Origin of the sequence: Microcoleus sp. w1-18aA5 (genome assembly GCF_036701705.1) — a bacterium.
GTDB lineage: Bacteria > Cyanobacteriota > Cyanobacteriia > Cyanobacteriales > Microcoleaceae > Microcoleus.
In genome coordinates this window covers 1-18,879 of the sequence record NZ_JAUPTE010000071.1, presented here as the reverse complement: position 1 = coordinate 18,879, position 18,879 = coordinate 1, and the positions used below count along the sequence as shown (strand labels likewise).

15 protein-coding genes are annotated in these 18,879 nt (G+C 46.6%); 11 read left to right on the top strand and 4 right to left on the bottom strand.

What is annotated here, in order from left to right; translation table 11 throughout:
* Window positions 1-13: 13 nt before the first annotated feature.
* Together Q5691_RS21580 and Q5691_RS21575 are read right to left on the bottom strand one after the other, a co-directional pair.
* Entirely contained in the window at window positions 14-1,309 is a 1,296-nt protein-coding gene (locus Q5691_RS21580; protein ID WP_333346898.1) for a TldD/PmbA family protein, read from the bottom strand.
* Between the two features lie 332 nt (window positions 1,310-1,641).
* On the bottom strand, window positions 1,642-2,502 hold the full coding sequence (locus tag Q5691_RS21575; RefSeq protein ID WP_333058000.1) for a Tab2/Atab2 family RNA-binding protein: 861 nt from the start codon (window positions 2,500-2,502) through the stop codon (window positions 1,642-1,644).
* 271 nt (window positions 2,503-2,773) lie between these two features.
* Here Q5691_RS21575 and Q5691_RS21570 point away from each other — a divergent pair, with 271 nt between their 5' ends.
* The 3 genes from Q5691_RS21570 to Q5691_RS21560 all read left to right on the top strand — a co-directional run bounded on the left by Q5691_RS21570 (window position 2,774) and on the right by Q5691_RS21560 (window position 5,665).
* Window positions 2,774-3,559 carry a nucleotidyltransferase domain-containing protein gene (locus Q5691_RS21570; protein ID WP_333346895.1) on the top strand — a complete coding sequence of 262 codons (786 nt, stop codon included), beginning with the start codon at window positions 2,774-2,776 and terminating at the stop codon, window positions 3,557-3,559.
* 61 nt (window positions 3,560-3,620) lie between these two features.
* A complete protein-coding gene (locus Q5691_RS21565; protein ID WP_333215261.1) occupies window positions 3,621-4,343 on the top strand; it encodes a pyridoxine 5'-phosphate synthase in 723 nt (240 codons plus the stop codon).
* Window positions 4,344-4,918: 575 nt separating this feature from the next.
* Window positions 4,919-5,665, top strand: coding sequence for a hypothetical protein (locus Q5691_RS21560; protein ID WP_333312055.1), 747 nt, complete (start codon window positions 4,919-4,921; stop codon window positions 5,663-5,665).
* Between the two features lie 93 nt (window positions 5,666-5,758).
* Here Q5691_RS21560 and Q5691_RS21555 read toward each other — a convergent pair whose 3' ends face one another.
* Together Q5691_RS21555 and Q5691_RS21550 are read right to left on the bottom strand one after the other, a co-directional pair.
* The gene (locus Q5691_RS21555) at window positions 5,759-6,781 is read right to left on the bottom strand and encodes a tetratricopeptide repeat protein (protein ID WP_333215265.1); all 1,023 of its coding nucleotides are present in this window, start codon (window positions 6,779-6,781) and stop codon (window positions 5,759-5,761) included.
* Between the two features lie 354 nt (window positions 6,782-7,135).
* A complete protein-coding gene (locus Q5691_RS21550) occupies window positions 7,136-7,498 on the bottom strand; it encodes a hypothetical protein (RefSeq protein ID WP_333215283.1) in 363 nt (120 codons plus the stop codon).
* A gap of 884 nt (window positions 7,499-8,382) precedes the next feature.
* Here Q5691_RS21550 and Q5691_RS21545 point away from each other — a divergent pair.
* The 8 genes from Q5691_RS21545 (at window position 8,383) to Q5691_RS21510 (ending at window position 18,774) form a co-directional block, all read left to right on the top strand.
* Window positions 8,383-9,321: a hypothetical protein gene (locus Q5691_RS21545; RefSeq protein ID WP_333312056.1), complete on the top strand. Its 939-nt coding sequence runs from the start codon at window positions 8,383-8,385 to the stop codon at window positions 9,319-9,321.
* A gap of 131 nt (window positions 9,322-9,452) precedes the next feature.
* Window positions 9,453-9,911: a chemotaxis protein CheW gene (locus Q5691_RS21540; RefSeq protein ID WP_333215269.1), complete on the top strand. Its 459-nt coding sequence runs from the start codon at window positions 9,453-9,455 to the stop codon at window positions 9,909-9,911.
* 82 nt (window positions 9,912-9,993) lie between these two features.
* Complete coding sequence (locus Q5691_RS21535) at window positions 9,994-11,592, top strand: methyl-accepting chemotaxis protein (protein WP_333312057.1); 1,599 nt, start codon at window positions 9,994-9,996, stop codon at window positions 11,590-11,592.
* Window positions 11,593-11,600: 8 nt separating this feature from the next.
* A complete protein-coding gene (locus tag Q5691_RS21530; protein WP_333215273.1) occupies window positions 11,601-12,896 on the top strand; it encodes a CheR family methyltransferase in 1,296 nt (431 codons plus the stop codon).
* 15 nt (window positions 12,897-12,911) lie between these two features.
* Complete coding sequence (locus Q5691_RS21525; protein WP_333346892.1) at window positions 12,912-14,618, top strand: methyl-accepting chemotaxis protein; 1,707 nt, start codon at window positions 12,912-12,914, stop codon at window positions 14,616-14,618.
* 370 nt (window positions 14,619-14,988) lie between these two features.
* The gene (locus Q5691_RS27780) at window positions 14,989-15,387 is read left to right on the top strand and encodes a chemotaxis protein CheW (protein ID WP_445304812.1); all 399 of its coding nucleotides are present in this window, start codon (window positions 14,989-14,991) and stop codon (window positions 15,385-15,387) included.
* Between the two features lie 2 nt (window positions 15,388-15,389).
* Window positions 15,390-17,633: a hybrid sensor histidine kinase/response regulator gene (locus Q5691_RS21515; protein WP_333346886.1), complete on the top strand. Its 2,244-nt coding sequence runs from the start codon at window positions 15,390-15,392 to the stop codon at window positions 17,631-17,633.
* A gap of 94 nt (window positions 17,634-17,727) precedes the next feature.
* Complete coding sequence (locus Q5691_RS21510; protein ID WP_333215281.1) at window positions 17,728-18,774, top strand: chemotaxis response regulator protein-glutamate methylesterase; 1,047 nt, start codon at window positions 17,728-17,730, stop codon at window positions 18,772-18,774.
* Window positions 18,775-18,879 lie beyond the last annotated feature (105 nt).

The window sequence follows — 18,879 nt, the reverse complement described above, 5'->3', positions numbered from 1 at the left end:
CAGACAACTGACTTTAATTCTTGCCGATGACGGACAATCCCTCTACAATTAGAGACGGTGTTTGGCAAGAACCGTTCCACTCGGAGTCTCCTCCCAATTCTACTAATTGTTTGAGGACGTTGTAGACGTTGCCAGCTACCATTGTGTCTTTGATTCTGCCGACTATTTGACCTTTTTTGACTCGGTAGCCGAGATCGACATTAATTGAAAAATCGCCGGAAATTCCAGCACTGCCACCAAGCATTTGATCGACTACAATTCCGTCGTCTAATTTAGCGATTAAATCGATTAGCGAAAGCGAACCTGGTTTAATCAAAACATTGAATAAACTCGGCGTGGGATAGCTGCCCAAACCTGGGCGAAATCCGTTGCCGGTGGTGCCACTGCCCAAGGCTCGACCGGTGGTGCGATCGGTATAAAATAGCTGCAACACTCCGCTGTTGATAAAGACGATCGCCCGCGTGGGAGTACCTTCGTCGTCAAAAGGACAGCTATAGGGCCCGATATCCGGCTGCTGCGACAGGGTGACAAGCGGCGAAGTCACTTGTTGGCCTAATCGATCGTTCCAAGGCGAAGCGCCTTCGAGTACCTGTTTGCCGTTCAACGCCGCACAGACAGTCCCCCACAGCAAATCGGCTGCTTTGGCTGTAAATAGCACCGGCACGCGGCCCGTGGCGGGAGCAACATTGTCTTTCGCCCATTCTAAACGCTGCAAAACCCGCTTGGCGCTGGTGTTTAAGTCGAGGGTGCCGCGTTCGGTTTCGCCTTCCCAAATGTTGAGGAAATCTTCGCCCCGTACTAATTCTGCTGACAAGTAACCGCTGAGGGTGGTGTCGGTGTGACTGGAATCCAAGCCTTTGGTGTTCACCAAACGGGTGCTCTCGATTTCGCAGTCGAGTTCGGCGGTGCAGAGGCTTTCTGGATAAGCTTCGCGGACGATCGCGATCGCCTCTTTGCCCCAGTTTACTAGCTGTTGGGCCGGCACCGACACTCCGCGATCGGGATAAACAACTTTCTCACCGGTGCCGAGTTCGATGGTTTCCGGTTCGTTGAGTTGTGAAAGCGCGATCGCCCTGTCCACCAAAATTTGCAGTTCCACGGGCCCGTAGGCCACCGCCAAACCCGGCCGCCCGTCCCGCCACAGCCGCAGGGCAATGCCTTCTGCTTGGGCGGTTTCTAGCTGTTTGAGGCGGTTTGCTTCAAAAAAGACCGGCCGCGAGAGCGATTGCGATTCCAATACCTCAGCAGCTTCTGCACCTGCTTTGGTGGCTAGTTCTAACAGTTGTTCTGCTGATTGGTGATTGGTCATTGTTGTCGGTGGTTGGTAATTAGTCAGTTGGCAGTTGGCAGTTGGCAGTAGTTATTAGTTAGTTGGCAGTTGTCAGTTGGCAGTAGTTATTAGTTATAGCCTTTCTCAGTAACATGAGATGCTCGTAGAGCATAGACCTCGCGGGTCTTGGACTGAAAAGCATACCTCAATTATTTGAGAACCGCTATATGAGTTATTCGTTATTAGTCAATCTAGCTGTTAACTCTAGACTAAATAACTGTAGATTATTAACTGCTACTAACAACTAACAACTGACTACTAACAACTAACAACTGCCAACTAACAACTGACTAATGACTAATGACTAATGACTAAATAGTTAGTTCGTGCAGCAGCCAAAATCCTGCAAAAGATTCCGATTCGGGATTCGACTGAATTGCTAAAAAATGTACTTTTTTTGCTTGGTTTTTAGCTGCTTCAAATCCTTTCGCTTCTCTCTCAGTTCCTGCATCTCTGAGATTAGCTAAAATCCAGCGATCGTTAGCTCCCGTATCTAATACCAGCCTAGCGGGTGGGCCACTCTCAAATTTCAGAAAAGCCAACTCTAAACCAGACATCCAACCTGCCAAAGCTGTTGCTCTCGACGAGTAGATAATTAGTCCCGGAATTTGCGTTTCTGGGGCGAGGCGTGTCATCGGCAGTCCGAAAGCTTCGCCAAATCCGATATCCCACTCGGACATTTCGTCAAAAGCTGCGATCGGCAAACTCACAAACGCCCATTTTTCCCCGATTAAAGCATCCGGCAGCGCAACTGGCGTTTCTGGTACAAATTGAACGCTCGGGTTGACGACCGGTTGATAGCCCGGTTCGGCGGGATAAACGTCTTGCATCCGTTCTTCCAGCCACAGGCTAAGGGCGAGGGTGCGGCGGCTGCAGGCGGCGGGAATGTCCAAGTCATCGCAGGCTTTAGTAATCATGTTCGCCATTTGGCGGCGGAAAAAGCGGATTTTTTCGGGGCGTTTCGGTGCTGCGGCGATCGCATCTTTAATAGCACCCGCCAGCCACAGGGAATTTACGGTAGAACTGGAGCAGAATTGCGAGTAGCGAAACAGAGATTCGGCCTTGTCGCCTACATTCAGCGGGCTTTCGCAGATCAACACTTCCCATTTTTTTTTCTCTCGCTCGTCTATGATTGGACGGCTGTAAAAGTCGAGTTCCCAAATAGTAGCCATGCCGCGCTGTTTAAAATTAATCCTTTCTCATGTTACCGGACAGCGGGCAAGTTTCTGATTCTGACAATTTAAGGCTGATTTTCAATCGCGGGCGATCGCACTTTCCCTCATATTGCCACTTTCCCTTGCAGCTTCCCGTGTCATTTTTGGCAGCAGTGCACAACCGGAAGCATTAGCAACTCCTCGGACAACTGTCGCGGAGCAATCTCAACACGCGATCGTTTGTTAAACTTGTGCAAGCCAGGGAAAACAAACAGTATAGCTTGATTCCATGAGACAAATCATTCTCGAAAAGATTGTTTCCACCTTAAAACCTTTAGATTTTGTTCTCGCTTTGTGGCAAGGAGGTTCAGCAGCCCACGGATACACCGACGAGTGGTCAGACCTCGATATTGCGGTTGTGGTTGAAGATAACTGCGTGGAACAAACCTTTGATATTGTTGAAAAATCCCTCGCAGAAATTGCCGAAATCGAACTCAAATATCGAGTTCCCGAACCCGCTTGGCACGGTCAATCGCAGTGCTTCTGGCGGCTCAAAGAAACCCCGCCGTTTTTGCTAATTGATTTCGCCGTTTTCCGGCGCAGCAGCCGCAACAATTTTTTAGAAATAGAGAGACACGGGAAAGTGCCGATCGCCTTTGACAAAGCTAATATAATTGTACCGCTTCCTTTGGATAAAAACCATCATTTATCCCAAATGCAAACCCGATTCAACGAAATTAAAATTCGTTTCGATTTGCTGCAACCTCTGGTAAAAAAAGAAATTTATCGCGGACATTTAGTAGATGCGATCGGCAACTATCACAATTGGACGCTTCTACCCTTAGTCGAACTGTTGGGCATGATTTACCGTCCCCACAGATACGATTTTGAACTAAAATATTTCAGCCGAGACTTTCCGCCCGAAATAGTCGATCGCGTTGCACCCCTTTTCTGCATCGCCCACCTTGAAGATTTGACAGCAAAACAGCAAATAGCTGAGGCTTTATTTGCAGAAAGTTTACTGCTTGCAGAAGCTAATTTTTACTTTGATAACACCCTAAAACTACCGCTATAGGCTCAAGGTTTCGTACCGAAAGCGATAATATAGTAGCATCAACCTTAAACAGTAACATCCCGTGACAAAACTCAGCGTCAACATCAACAGAATCGCCCTCCTAAGAAACTCTCGAAACATCGGCATCCCCAGCGTTACTGAAGCCGCAAAAACAGTAATTGCCGCCGGAGCCCACGGCGTTACAGTCCATCCCCGCCCCGACGAAAGGCACATCAAAGCTGCGGATGTTTACGAATTAGCTAAAATGCTAACCGTTGAGTTCAACATCGAAGGAAATCCGTTTCAGCCGCCATTTATGGATATAGTTTGCGACGTAAAACCCGCTCAGTGTACCTTAGTCCCAGACGCTCCAGACGTGCTAACATCGGATAGCGGTTGGGATATTCCCGAAAATCGCGATCGGCTCTTACCAATCATTGAAAAATTAAAAGACAATGGTATCAGAGTCAGCTTGTTTATGGAGGCAAATGCTGCTCTCATGCCGCTAGCAAAAGAAGTTGGAGCAGACCGAGTAGAACTGTACACGGAACCCTACGCAACTGCTTTTCGCGAAGGTAGAGTAGACTTTGTTTTTCAACAATATGTCTTAGCAGCTCAAGCCGCTCAATCAGCAGGTTTGGGAGTGAATGCCGGACATGATTTAAATTTGCAAAACTTAGCTAAATTTTGCTCTATTCCTGATATACTCGAAGTATCAATTGGTCATGCTTTAATTGCGGAAGCGCTAGAAATGGGGTTGTCCAAAACAGTAGAAGCTTACCTAAAAATTCTGGCAGGTTCGTAATACGAATTAACCTTGTCTGGTAGGGCAGATTTGGCAGCGACAAACCCGTTTGTATCAGAAACTCTGACTAAATCTGCCCTAGAAAAATACAGGATCAAAACTTACTAAAACTCGGGTTGGACGTGCTACAAATATGGTAAGGTGCGGTTTGCAGCGCCCTACATAATTAGGCGATTGTCAAAAACGAAGTAATACGAGGGGCTGTAACCCCGTGGGGGTCTAGCAGTTGTCTAGTAGTAAGGCAGAGCCAGAATCCAAAACACCGCGTTTTTTGGGTGTGGGCATTTTTTTAACAAGATCCTGGGAAACAGCTTTAATTTTCCTCGACCCAATTACTAATATTCTCTGATGATATTATGCGTAGGTAGTATCATTGAAATGTCCGGAAAAACAGAGCCTACTACTTAGCTCCCCCATTGCCAATCTGCTACCATCAGGTTTTGTGCAAGTACGGGATATTTACGTGTATCCTCTATGCTGCTGTAGCCTCTGTGCGATCGCCAGATTTAATCCGGTGAAAACAGGCAAACACAAGTAACCATATACAACTCCTTACCCCCCCTCAGAAGTGCGACATGAAAAAACTAATTTTACTGACTGGAATGCTACTCATGATGACGGCAAAATCAGTATTTGCCAGCCCAGTAGCCCCCAAAATTGCGCCGAGCGAGCTGATGGCTGCCTCGGAAATTACAGAAACCCTTAACAAACCCGTTACCTCTGAATCAGTTCCCAACCTCGAACCAATCAAGCGAATGTCAACCTCGGAAATCCGAGAAACCATCAACCAACCCACCACCTATATTTTTGAAGGCATCAAAGGGCGAGAACTCACTCTCTCCCTGTGGGCGGGACAACTGACAGCCGAACTGTACAGTCCCAATGGTGAAAATATGGGGGTTATTGAAAAAGCAGACAATCAGTGGATTGGCCAGTTGCCAGAGTCAGGTATTTACCGCGTGCGAGTTACCCCCAAAGGTGAAACCACCAGCTTCGTCCTGGGACGCGACTTTAACGCCAAGTGGACTTATAGGCCCGATCGCGCAATTCCCATAGCATTCAAGGAAAAACAAGCCACAGTCAAACTCAAAATGTCCGGCTACCAAATCCAGCCTATCACGGTTCAAGGCAAGCAGGGACAGACAATTAGGGTCACAGCTAGCACCAAAAATCTAGATCTGGCGATCGAATCTCCGTCGGGACAACTCCTGGATCAAGGCGAAGGTCAAACTTTTGCTCAACTCCCCGAGTCCGGCACTTACCGGGTAATCGTAGTTGCCAAGAGGCCGGTCAAGCCCTCAATCCGAGTTTCTGTGCAATAGCAAAGATTGCAGACATACTCTTGAGGGCGATCGAATTTGCGCCCGCCAAAAAAACAGCTCCCCAATTGGGCGAGCTGTTTTTTTTGCGTAAAATCAACCTTGGATCAGCGCTTCAAAACGTTCTTGTTTCCAAATGCAGCTTAAATCCGAGTCAGCTAAAGCTAGCTCTCGGTATAAATTAGGAATCAACTCCATAGCCCGCTGCAAATTGTCAAGGGCTAAATCAGCAAATCCCAGTAGAGCATAACAGCAAGCTTTATTGTAAAAAGCGTTAGCAAAATCAGGATTTATTTCTAAAACTGTTTCGTAGCAAGCAATCGCCTCAGAGTAGCAGCCTTTTCGTGCCAATTCCACACCCCGGTTGTACCAGATCAAATAATCCTCAAAGGGACGCTCCGAGGTGGGAGTAAACTTGCCATTTCTCTGATTTAAACCTACTAATTTCTCCAAAGCTACTCTCCGTTCGCCCACAGCGTCGGCTCTGCCCGGTTGTAGAGCGATCGATCGGCTAAAACTAGCCACTGCTTGTTTGTAAAGTCCCATAGAGTTCGCAGCTATACCGCGATTGTACCAAGCCTTCGCGTCATCAGGTTTAAACTCGATCGCCCGATCAAAACTGTTGAGTGCCTGATAGTAAAGCTTGAGTTCCAATAGGGCATTACCTCGGTTGTACCACGCCCAGGCAGCCTCCGGGTACAAATTTAAACAGCGATCAAAACTCAGAACCGCCTTCTCGTAAAGCCCCATATCGATCAGCGTCAGTCCTCGGTTGTGCCAAATACTCGCCGCGCACGGACTGAACTCCAGAGCCCGGTCAAAACTATTGAGAGCCTCCAACCACTCGCCCAACTTTCCTAAAGCAATAGCCCGGTTGTGCCAGCCAAAGCTCGCATTCGGCTGCACCGCCAAGGCTTCATCAAAACTCTTCAGCGCCTCTAAGTGCCGTTCTAAATTCCCCAAAGCCATACCTCGGCCGAACCAAGCCTTATAATGATCTGATTGCAACTTCAAAGCTCTGTTAAAGTTCGCCAGAGCACCATGATCATCGTTAGCTTCGAGGTGGCGCGAACCCAGATGGTAATACCAAGCCGCTTCCAAGTTTTGAATTAAGTTCATAATATTTTGTATCTATCTTAGGGATGATTCTACCTGAAACCATACCTGGAATAAAACTGTAATTCCACTAAAAATCTGAAAAATTTGATACAGGGGGATCGCCCGTACACACTGCCCGTAACAACCTCAACAATTTGCGGTCAAAACTAACTATTTTCCTCTAGTAAAAAGCTCTTTTAGCTAACCGCACTCATAGTTTTTTAGAGCTGCTGCGAATCTTAACTCTGCGTGAATCACGCAACTCTTGCCACCGCATCCCGAATTAGGTTTGCAGTTACACAAAGACTCCTAGGGCGTCCCAAGTCTAACTGCAAATCTCCTAGTGCTAATAGCTTCTACTTCTGCTTGCCCAATTCAAGCAACCACAACTGCTGTTTTAGCATTCTCACTCAACATCAACTGGCCTGTTCCATCAATACTAAAATCTTTCCCCAGCACAAAACCCTTGCCCATCAACCGCTGGCAAACAACCAGGGCAGTGATTCGGCGAATTTCTTCCATCACGTCAGCAGGAATCAAATAACTCAAACTCCAGATCACGGACTCACAGTCATACCAAATCAAACGCTCAATACTGACAATCATCAAAGCAGCTAAACTGTCAACAGGCAGCCGCCCTCTGAGATCCGCAATCAAATCCTTACCAATTAAGCTATTGCGAGTCATCATCGCTCTAGCCATCTTCCCAATTTCTTGTTCGAGTTCTAAATGATTCATGCTTGGCACTGGCTTTTATGTTTTTAAAGCACTACTAAAAGTAAAAACAGTAGCCGCTACCAGGCTCTGCCCTAGCGTAGCTGACGCAGGCTCTACCGTAACTCCTTTTAACAAAGTATACCTAAAGAAAGATCAAAAATGTATCTAAAGGCAGATACCAAAATATAGTTTTGTCAAAGTAATTCGCTTTGCCAAGCCCTAGAAGAGTTACTGGCAGCAGCGAATAAGCGCATTTTTGCCCGCCAAGGCCCAGGGTCTACTTTCGCCGGACTGTTTTGATCCCAATCCAGAGGGTCAAATATGCGAGATTCTTTAAGCTGACTACCGGGCGGTGTACGTCGCTTTCGCGCTCGGTGATCCTATCTTTCTTCTAGGAAATTGGAAAGCCCAGTTTGGTTAGCGCCCGGACGAGTTTACTGCGGGGTTGTTTGTTTTCGGCATTGGTCAATATGCGGGGTTCTGAGTCGGTTTTGGGGCGCACGGAGAGCCTGACGCTAGGTTGATCACATTCACATTGTCGCGATCGTCTATATCTTTGCAGGCGCTCTTGCCACCGTCTTTTCCCCATTAACAGCAGAAATAGGGCAAGCAAAGCAGGCAATGTGGCTAGACAGTCGCCTTTTATTTCGGGTATTTACAATTTTGCTTATCGTTCTGAACGCGATCGTCATCTCCTATGTGGCGATCGTAAATTTTAAAACAATTAATCAACTTTTTGCAAGCATCGTTAGGTGGTAAAATCAGGGGTTGCTTAGCAAGGGAGTTGATGAGTGAGGGGATATATTTCTAAACAGAATCATCCTGCCGTTAGAGGAGTTGTCAAGGGACTACCCCTAATTGGTTGCTTGCTGATCGCCATTTTTAGTTACTGGCTGTCTCAAACTTTGCCAGTTCAGGCAGATGCTGTTACATCTCCAAAAACTTGTCAAATTGGAGTTTACTTGACATCATTGCGAGATTTTAAGCCAGCAGAGAAGTCGTTTTCTGCAAACTTCTGGGTCTGGAGTGTTTGTCCTTTTGAGACTCCAAAACCTTTAGAAAGCCTCAAGGTTGTAAGTAGCAACGAAGTTAACAAGAATTACAGCAGTTTTTCCCGAAGCGAAAATTTGTCGGATACATTTAAGGCCAGTAAAAACGTATTCTGGTCTGAAGAGGAGATTAGCACAACTCTCTATTACAACTGGGACACAAAAAATTATCCATTCGATCGCCATGTCTTGAAAATTACTCTTGAGGAAACACAGTTAGATGCTTCCACCTTCGTTCACGCCCCAGATTTTGCTGGCACAGGCTATCAGAAAGATATGGACTTGGAAGATTGGAAAATTATAGATTTTAAGATTGCTCAAGAGAATTTCCCTTATAGAACAAGCTTTGGTAGTCCGGGAATAAAAAGAGAACTAAATTCCCGATCTCGCTTAATTATTTCAATTACAATTAACCGCGAGAGTAAAGTTAGCTTTTTTAAACTTGTGATGGGAGTTTATGCTGCTGTTGCCCTCTCAATAATGGCATTGTTGCTGGATGAAGATATAATGGGCATCCTTGTCGGTAATTTGTTTGCAGTTATAGTGAATCTGCAAGCAGCTACCTCAGATTTGGGTAGTAGTAATTCTGTCACCCTGATTGATTTCATCCACATCATCGCAATCATTTACATCTTCATAACCGCAATTGTGCTGGTCTACACTCGATTTTTAAGTGAAGCAGAGCAGTCGGATTGGTCACGGTATTTAAGGCGCCGCCTTGCTGTTCCGATCCTGGCTGGCTCATTCGTTGTTGTTAATATTATTGTCATTTCTCATGCGGCGATCGTAGGTTAGATCAAAACGCCAGTGCACCAAAGATTACGAAATAATTTATTACTTGCTCATTTGGCGCTTATGTGCTAATCTTGAACAAGCTTATAGTCTAAAAATATTCATTTATCCCTAATAAAAACTGATCGTTATAAGTGCTAATTCTACTTTTCTACGCTGGGAATGACCTCTACGCGATCGACAGTTCGTACATTGTTGAGGTGATTCCACGAGTCAGTCTCAGAAAGGTGCAGCACGTACCAGAATACGTGGCGGGTTTGTTTAACTACCGGGGAGTTGTCTTGCCAGTGATCGATTTGTGCCATTTGATCCAAGGTACACCGAGTCGATCGCACCTTAGTACCCGCATCATGATCGTTAAATATCCGCGCCCGAATGAATCGCTACAATATCTAGGGTTGATGGCAGAACGGGTGACGGAGACACTCAGTATATCAAACAGAGATATTAGGGATTCCAGCATTCGGGTTGAGGAAGCACCCTACTTAAGTGGCACGATTGTCGATGAAAAACGGATTATTCAATGTGTCGAGCTTGAGCGACTTTTCAGCGATGAGCGACATAATTACTTGTTGATGGGTGAAGAAACTTAATCAGAAAGATTCAGCCTTGAATGGAACCTGCTCTTAATTCTATTACCCTACCAGTATTAATTTATCACCCCCCCCACTTACCATGTTGAAGTCTATCACTAGCCGCATCATATTGGGCTTCTCAGTTCCCGTACTGTTCCTGATTGTGCTTGGTTCCATGCTCTTTTCGGGCATTGACAGCTTAGTTAAATTGCAGACGAACTCAAAGCAAGTCGCTGAAAACATAAATAATGTAGATGCCTATGCTTATGATATCACTAGGATTATTGCCAGTATCCGAGGATATGCTCTTTATCCTAAAGACCAGTACTATCGCGGGACTTATACTAAAGCCCAAGAAGACATGCTTGTTCACAAGCAGGAATTGGAAAAGATTGTTGAACCACAGGTGCGAGAATTAATCAACGCACTCGTCCAGATTGGTGATGAGTACGATCGCGTTGCAGCGGGTGTTTATCCGCTAGTCGATGCCAATAAAATGGATGAGGCGAAACGAGAAATTTTAATTCCCCGTGTTGCCAGACTTGACGAAAGCCGGAGTAGGGTGAATAAACTTCTTGAAGCCAGACTGACAGACAATTTACAGGAAGCCGAGAAAGCCAAGCAGTTTCAGAGTTTACTGATCGTGCTGGGTACGTTATTGACAATGGTTGCCACGCTGATAAGCGCATGGTTGGTTGCTGCACCAATCCGACGAGATCTTCCAAGGGTAGTGCAAGCAGCAGAGCAGATTGCTGATGGAAATTTACAGCAAACAATTGAGCTAAACAATGATGCTAGCGAAGTTGGCAAGTTGATGACAGCATTTCACTATATGTCCAAAAAGCTGAATTCGCTGATTCTCCAGATGCAAAAATCTGGAGTGCAGATCAGCACTTCGGCAACTCAGATTGCCGCAGCAGGTAAAGAGTTAGAAGCCACTGTTGCAGAACAGCTTGCCTCAACTAATGAAGTGAGTGCAACCTCGCAGGAGATTGCCGCCACTTCTAGAGAGCTAGTCAAGGTGATGGACCAGGTGGCGCTGATGGCACAGTCTACAGCAATTGCTGCTGGTGCGAGTCAAAATGACTTAAACCGGATGGAAACGGTAATGCGCCAACTTTCAAATGCGACTACTTCCATTGCCACTAAACTTGGGGTGATGAATGAAAAGGCAAACAACATTAACAGTGTTGTCACGACCATTAACAAGGTTGCCGATCAGACCAACCTGCTGTCCTTAAATGCCGCGATCGAGGCAGAAAAAGCTGGAGAATACGGTGCGGGGTTTGCGGTTGTAGCACGGGAGATCCGCCGATTGGCTGACCAAACTGCCGTCGCCACTCTGGAAATTGCCCAGATGATCAAGGAGATGCAGTCGGCAGTTTCTACTGGCGTAATGGAAATGGATAAGTTTAATAAATCTGTTGTCGATAGCGTTGCCGATGTCAGCAAGATTAGCGATCAGGTTGCTCAGGTAATTCAGCAGGTGCAAGGATTGACCCCACGCTTTGAGCAAGTGAGCCAGAGCATTGAGGAGCAATCGATGGGATCACAACAGATTAGTGAAGCGATGGGGCACCTGAGTCAAGCATCTCAGCAGACGGTAGACTCTTTACGGGAGACGAACAGTGCTGTAGTGCAGCTTGATGAAGCAGCCAATGGATTACGAGTAGAAATTTCTCGATTCAAAACCGCTTAGGCTTACAGATGGTACTATCTGCGATCGCGACATTACTGAGCAAAACTATAGGCTTAGACCCTGATACAATTGGCTCCAACCGAATTGCCAGAGCAGCGGAAAATCGTCGAGTCGGCTGTAAATTGCCTGACCTCAAGAGCTATTGGGCACGGTTACAAACCTCGGCTTCAGAATTAGAGGAGCTCATCGAACTACTCATTGTGCCAGAGACCTGGTTTTTCCGGGATGGCAAACCGTTTGATTACCTAAAAACCTACGTCACCTCGGAATGGCTGCGGTCGCCAAACGGCAATCCGCTCCAACTACTGAGTGTTCCATCCTCTACTGGCGAAGAACCTTACTCACTGGCGATCGCCCTACTAGAAGCGGGTCTGCTTCCGAAACAGTTCGCGATCGATGCGATTGACATTAGTCATCGATCCCTGGCAAAGGCAAAGCGCGCAGTCTACACCAAAAACTCCTTTCGCGGCGATGTTTGGACAGGGCGAGAGCGTTACTTTCAGCAAACGGCGGAGGGTTACGAACTATGCCAGCCCGTTAGAGGACTCGTCAATTTCCAGCAGGGGAATGTAATGACCTCCCTTACGCTGATTCAAAAAAAATACGACATCATCTTCTGTCGCAACTTGTTGATATACCTGCAATCAGAAACGTGCTCACAGGTATTAGCAGCGATCGATCGCCTACTCATACCAGGAGGGTTACTGTTTGTTGGAGCGTCTGACACGGGAAAAATTGTCGCCGACCAGTACGTCTCTGTCCGTCAGCCTTTCACATTTGCTTATCGAAAGTCGAAACCATCGCTGCCAAAACAGGCACCCATCAATATTACTCAACTCAGACAGGTGCCATCTCAACTAATAACTCCTCAAACCATTGCCAAACAATCTTTAGGAGGGAAAATTTCCTCTGCCCCAGACACTCAGCAAATCAAAGAATCCGATCCATCTGCGAGTTCAAAGGATTTAAGCCCTGAACCAACCTCGTCTCTTGATTTACAAACAGTGAAAAAGTTAGCGGATGACGGGCGATCGGCAGAAGCAATCACGCTTTGTAACTCGTATCTTGTTCATCATCCAACGAGTGCGGCTGCCTACACTCTCTTGGGTGAGCTGTATCAGGCACACCAGCAGAATGCCCAAGCAGAGCGATGTTTTCAACGTGCTATATACTTGGAGCCAACCTCTTATGAAGCGTTAGTTCACCTCGCCTTATTGAAGGAAAATCAAGGCGATACAGTAGGGGCAAAAATCATTCAGCAGCGAATTCAGCGCTTGCAGCACCGTCTCAGAACAGAAGCTTAGAAAGGGAAACGTGATATGTTAAAAAATCTCTCCATGCAGGCACGCCTCATCTTTGCGTTCATGTTCATGGGAATTTTGGTGCTGATTGTAGCACTGGTAGGTCTGAGCGGCAGCTCTCGCTTGAGTAAGCACATCGATAACCTAGCCAGCAATAGTCTGCCCACCATCTCCGGCTTGTGGAAAATTAACGAAGGAAAAACCCAGATCGAATCATCAGAACGGGGCTTGCTGAATATCAATCTAAACAAAGATGCACGGCAGGCAGAGATAGATCGCATGGATAACGCCTGGAAGCAAATTCAGGAAGGGTTTCAGCAGTACGAAGCGACTCCTAAGTCGAACGCTGAACAGAAGGCATATAAAGACTTTTTAAATACGTGGAATGCGTGGAAGAAAGCCCATGAGGAATTTTTGAGGCGTAATCTTGAGTTCGAGAGACTGGGAGTTTTCAATCTATTTGAAAATTCAGCGGGGAACGCTGGTTCGGCAATCGCTGGCTACAAAGAGCTTGAGAAGCAAGTTCAGGTAAACCGTCAACCCTTCACAGACGCCACCAATACACTTTTGAAGGTGTTGAAAATGAATGAGGATTTGACAGCGGAAACAGAACGTGTATCAGCGAAAGATGTTTCTCAAGTCGGATTTTGGGCATTTGTGGCAATCCTGATTGGTCCGGGAACTGCGTTGTTATTTGGAATTTTCTTTAGTAACACGATCGCCAAACCTTTGGGAGCCAAAATTGCAGGGGTAGTTGACATTGCCCAAAAGATTTCCGCAGGAGACTTAACCAGCGAAATTTCCCTCGCTGACCAGGAAGATGAAGTTGGTCAATTGCAGAATGCCTTTTACACCATGAATAAAGACCTGAATGCGCTAGTCAACCGCATTCAACAATCAGGTAATCAAATCACCCGTTCTGCCGACCAAATTACGGCGTCTGGAAGAAACCTGGAAGCAACGGTTACAGAACAGGTTGCTTCAACGAATGAAGTGAGTGCAACGGCTCATGAAATTGCCGCGACATCCAGGCAATTGGTAGAAACAATGGAGCAGATTTCTGCAATGGCTGAACAGACGACAGTAGCAGCAGACAATAGCATAAATGATTTAAACCACATCGATTCTGTGATGCGTCAGTTGTTAGAAGCGACTCACGTTGTGTCTTCCAAACTGGAAGTTATGAACCAACGAGCAAACAATATCAGCCGAGTCGTGACAACAATCACGGTTGTGGCAGATCAAACCAACTTACTTTCGCTCAATGCAGCACTGGAAGCCGAGAGAGCCGGAGAATATGGGGCAGGCTTTGCGGTCGTAGCACGAGAGATTCGCCGATTGGCAGATCAAACCGCTGTTGCCACGCTAGAAATTGAGCAGATGATTAAGGAGATGCAATCGGCAGTTTCTATCGGGGTAATAGAGATGGGTAAGTTTACGAAGTCTGTCGCTCATAGCGTCGAAGATGTAGACAAAATTAGCGATCAAGTTACTGAAGTCATTCAGCAGATGCAGGGATTGACCCCACGCTTTGAGCAGGTGAGTCAGAGCGTCGATGAACAATCTCAGGGAGCGCAACAAATTAGCGAAGCGATGGAGTATCTCAGCCAAGCATCTCAGCAAACAGCAGGCTCGTTGCGAGAAACCAATCACGCCTTAGAAGAACTTGACGAAGCGGCCCATAGCTTAAAGACAGAGATTGCGCGATTCAAAGTGATGGCATAGAAATTGAAAATTGAGAAATTGAACAATGGAAAATTATTTGAATACGATACCCATACCAGACGATTCTGAATTTGACCATCTAACACTGAACGATTGCTGGAATCAGATTGGGGTGATGGGCGATCGCACCTGTGGCGAACTGAAGACGGTTATTCACTGCCGCAACTGCAAGGTTTACTCGGCGGCTGGACGCAGCTTGCTAGAGCGCAATGCTCCACCAGAATATCTCCAAGAATGGACAGACATCTTGTCAGAAGCTTCCACACAGCAAGTGGGAGTAGGAGAAGGGATGCTAGTTCGCGCCACAGATACCCTTTCTGTAATCATTTTCCGTCTCGGTAGTGAACGGTTAGCATTGCCAGTCAACATCTTGCAAGAAGTAACTCCCCCTTACATCATTCATGCCGTCCCTCACCGCACTAACTCTGTATTTTTGGGGTTGGTCAACATTCGCGGTGAAACACTTCTCTGTATTTCGCTCAGAGACTTACTCGGTCTAGAGCCTGTCGCCGAATCAGCAGATTTCTCGAATACGATTAATCCGCAACGGATGATTGTGGCTGGAAAGAATGAAAACAAGTGGGTGTTTCCAGTGGATGAGGTTCATGGAACTTACCGCTTTCATCTTAATGAGTTCAAAGATGCTCCTGTTGTCATTTCCAAAGCATCGGAAGCTTACACCAAAGGGGTCGTTACTTGGCAAGGCAAGAAGATCAACTTTTTGGACTCTGAACTATTCTTTTACACCCTAAGTCACAAGGTTTTTTGACAATGAGCGATGATTCTATGCTGGAGCTATTTAGACAAGAAGCTGAGACGCAGATTGCGATCCTGACTCAGGAACTACTGATATTGGAAGCCAACCCTCAATCTGAGGATGCGCTGGAAGCGCTTATGCGGGCAGCTCACTCGATTAAAGGTGCCGCTCGAATTGTTTCTATCGATGCTGTCACTACTCTGGCACACTGGATGGAAGATTGCTTTGTGGCAGCCCAGAGCCAGATCATCACGTTAGGTTCCGGCCAAATTGATGTGTTATTGCAAGGCGTTGATTTGCTTCAAGCGCTTAGTCAGGTAATGGAAGTCGATCTACTTGAATGGTTGGCCCAAACAACAGGAGAGTTTGAGAGCTGTTATGACGCGATCGCGGCTCTGCTACCTCCTGATTTTAGCGAGCGTCGCTCAACGTCCCTGGTTCCAGTTGATCAAAGCTCAGCGCTGAGCCAAAGCGGTCGTCAGGAAATTGCCACGGCCCAGACGAGTGCAATCCCAACAGATAGGGTGGTGCGAGTCACGGCAGAAAATTTGAATCGGATTATGGGGTTGGCGGGTGAATCGCTGGTTGAGGCAAATTGGCTGCAACCCTTTGCCGATTCTTTCACGACTCTCAAGTCCCGTCAATTAGAGCTTGCCAGACTTCTGGAAACGGTTCATACCACATTAGCAAACACTCCCATTAATTTAGAAAGCCAGGAAGTTCTAGATACAGCTCGGCGTAAAGCACAAGAATGTCGGGAAATGCTCACGGATCGCTTGGGTGAACTGGAACTATATGCTCGTCGCACAACCAACTTAAGCGATCGCCTTTACCGGGAAGTAATTGCCTCCCATATGCGTCCATTTGTTGATGGAGTACAAAGCTTTCCTCGCATGGTTCGTGACCTAGCACGAGGATTGAATAAGCAGGTCAAGCTAGAGATTGTCGGTCAGTCAACCCCGGTCGATCGTGACATCCTCAAAAAACTGGAAGCACCCCTGACTCACATGATTCGCAATGCGATCGATCACGGAATTGAATCCCCCCAAGAGCGAGAGGCCGCAGGCAAACCGATGGAGGGAACAGTTCGTCTAGAATCATTTCATCGTGGCGGTATGCTGGCAATTACTATTTCCGATGACGGAAGAGGAATTGATATCGATCGGATGCGCCAAAAGATTATCGATCGGAATTTAGGTTCACCCAAAACGGCTGCTCAACTTAGCGAAGCTGAAATCATCGAGTTTCTGTTTCTACCTGGATTTTCTACAGCCGAACAAGTGACTGAAATTTCAGGACGTGGTGTGGGATTAGATATTGTCAAAAGTATGGTGCAAGAGGTTGGTGGAACGATTCGCGCCACATCTCAATTCCGAAAGGGTACTAATTTTCACTTTCAACTTCCCCTCACGCTCTCGGTTGTCAGGACGCTAATTGTCGAGATTTCTGGTGAACCTTATGCCTTTCCCCTGGCACGAGTGGGTCAGATTGTCAAACTCGACAAATCGGACATTTATGTTGTGGAAGGTCGCCAATATTTCACTAAAGATGGTCAAAATATCGGGTTGATTGCAGCGAGCCACGTTCTAGATTTACCGGAGGCTTTGTCCTCTGATGATGCGATCTGTGTAGTTGTGATCAGTGATCAATCGAACGCTTATGGCTTGGTTATAGACAAGTTTTTAGGTGAACGGGATTTAGTGGTGCGTCCACTTGATCCGCGTTTGGGTAAAGTTCGGGATATTAGTGCCTCTGCTCTAATGGATAATGGTTTGCCTGTTTTAATTATGGATGTTTCTGATTTGGTGCAATCCATTGACCACCTCCTCAACAGTGGTCAAATGAGACCTGTTGATGTCAATAAAGCAAAAAAAGCAAAAGGCAACGCTCGCCAACACATTTTAGTTGTGGATGATTCCATTACTGTGCGCGAAATGACTCGAAAGTTGCTGCAAAATCGAGGGTACGATGTGGATGTTGCCGTAAACGGAATGGATGCTTGGACTGCCATTCGGAGCAATCATTACGACCTTATATTGAGCGACATCGATATGCCTCGCATGAATGGCATTGAACTTGTCAAACAAATCAAAGATCATCCCACATTCAATTTGCTTCCGGTCATTATCGTGTCCTACCGCGATGCCGAAGACGATCGTATTCAGGGTATGGAAGCTGGGGCAGACTATTACATCACCAAAAGCAGCTTCCATGACGACACATTAGTTAACGCGATCGTCGATCTGATTGGGCAATAGCCATTTCACCAGAGTTAGCTAAAAATGAAGGGTAAGTTAAAAATTATGATTTCCCTACGGAAAGATTTACAGTGGATACATCCACGCTCAAATAATGCCTGTACTGAGAATGAGAATTGGGATTGTCAATGATACGGCTATGGCAGTGGAAGCCCTCAAGCGAGTGCTGCTAATCGTTCCAGGTTATGAAGTGGCATGGATTGCACGGGATGGGGCAGATGCGGTTGCCCACTGCGCCAAAGACACCCCCGACTTAATTTTGATGGATCTATTCATGCCAATCATGGACGGTGTGGAAGCCACCAGCCAGATCATGAAACAGTTTCCCTGTGTTATTCTGATTGTGACCGAAAGCGTTGAAAAAAATGCGGGGAAGGTGTTTGAGGCAATGGGGCATGGTGCCCGTGATGCAGTGAACACTCCTGTCTTAGGAATCCAAGGAAGTCCAGAGTCTGCCCAACCGTTACTGACAAAAATTGCGACTCTGAGTAAGCTAATTGGCAAATCATCTCAATCCTCAACTCCAAAAACCCAAACTTCAAAATTTACTTCATTCTCCACACCTTCGAGCCTGCTCCCTCCCCTAGTGGCGATCGGCTCCTCAACAGGTGGCCCCAAAGCTCTAGCCACTATTCTCTCCCGCCTACCAGCAAACTTCGGTGCGGCTATTGCGATTATTCAACATGTCGATCTGCAGTTTTCGGCGGGGCTGGTGGATTGGCTGAATCAACAAACACCCTTGACAGTGAAAGTAGCTAAAATTGGCGATCGGCTGGAGAAAGGTATTGTCTTAGTTGCAGGTACAAACGATCACCTCAGTCTTCGTTCGGATTTCACTCTGCATTACACAAAAGAACCGATTGACTATCCCTATCGCCCATCAGTAAATGTGTTTTTTAAGAGTCTTGCCCAATACTGGAACCACAAGGCAACCGCCGTGTTACTGACTGGGATGGGACAAGACGGTGCTGAGGGAATGAGCCTTTTGCGATCGCGGGGATGGCACACAATCGCTCAGGATGAGAAAAGTTGTGTTGTATATGGAATGCCCAAAGCGGCAGTTCAGCTAAATGCAGCGGTTGAAGTTCTGCCTCCTGAAGCGATCGCCGATCGGTTAGTTCAGCGAGTCCTCTTCAAATAACTCGGTATTCTCAATGTGAACGATGATAAAGCTGAAGTTCCCCCATTGACAAAAGGCGTCGGAGTATGTAGGGTAAACCTTTGGAGGATTTTGACTCCGGTTTTA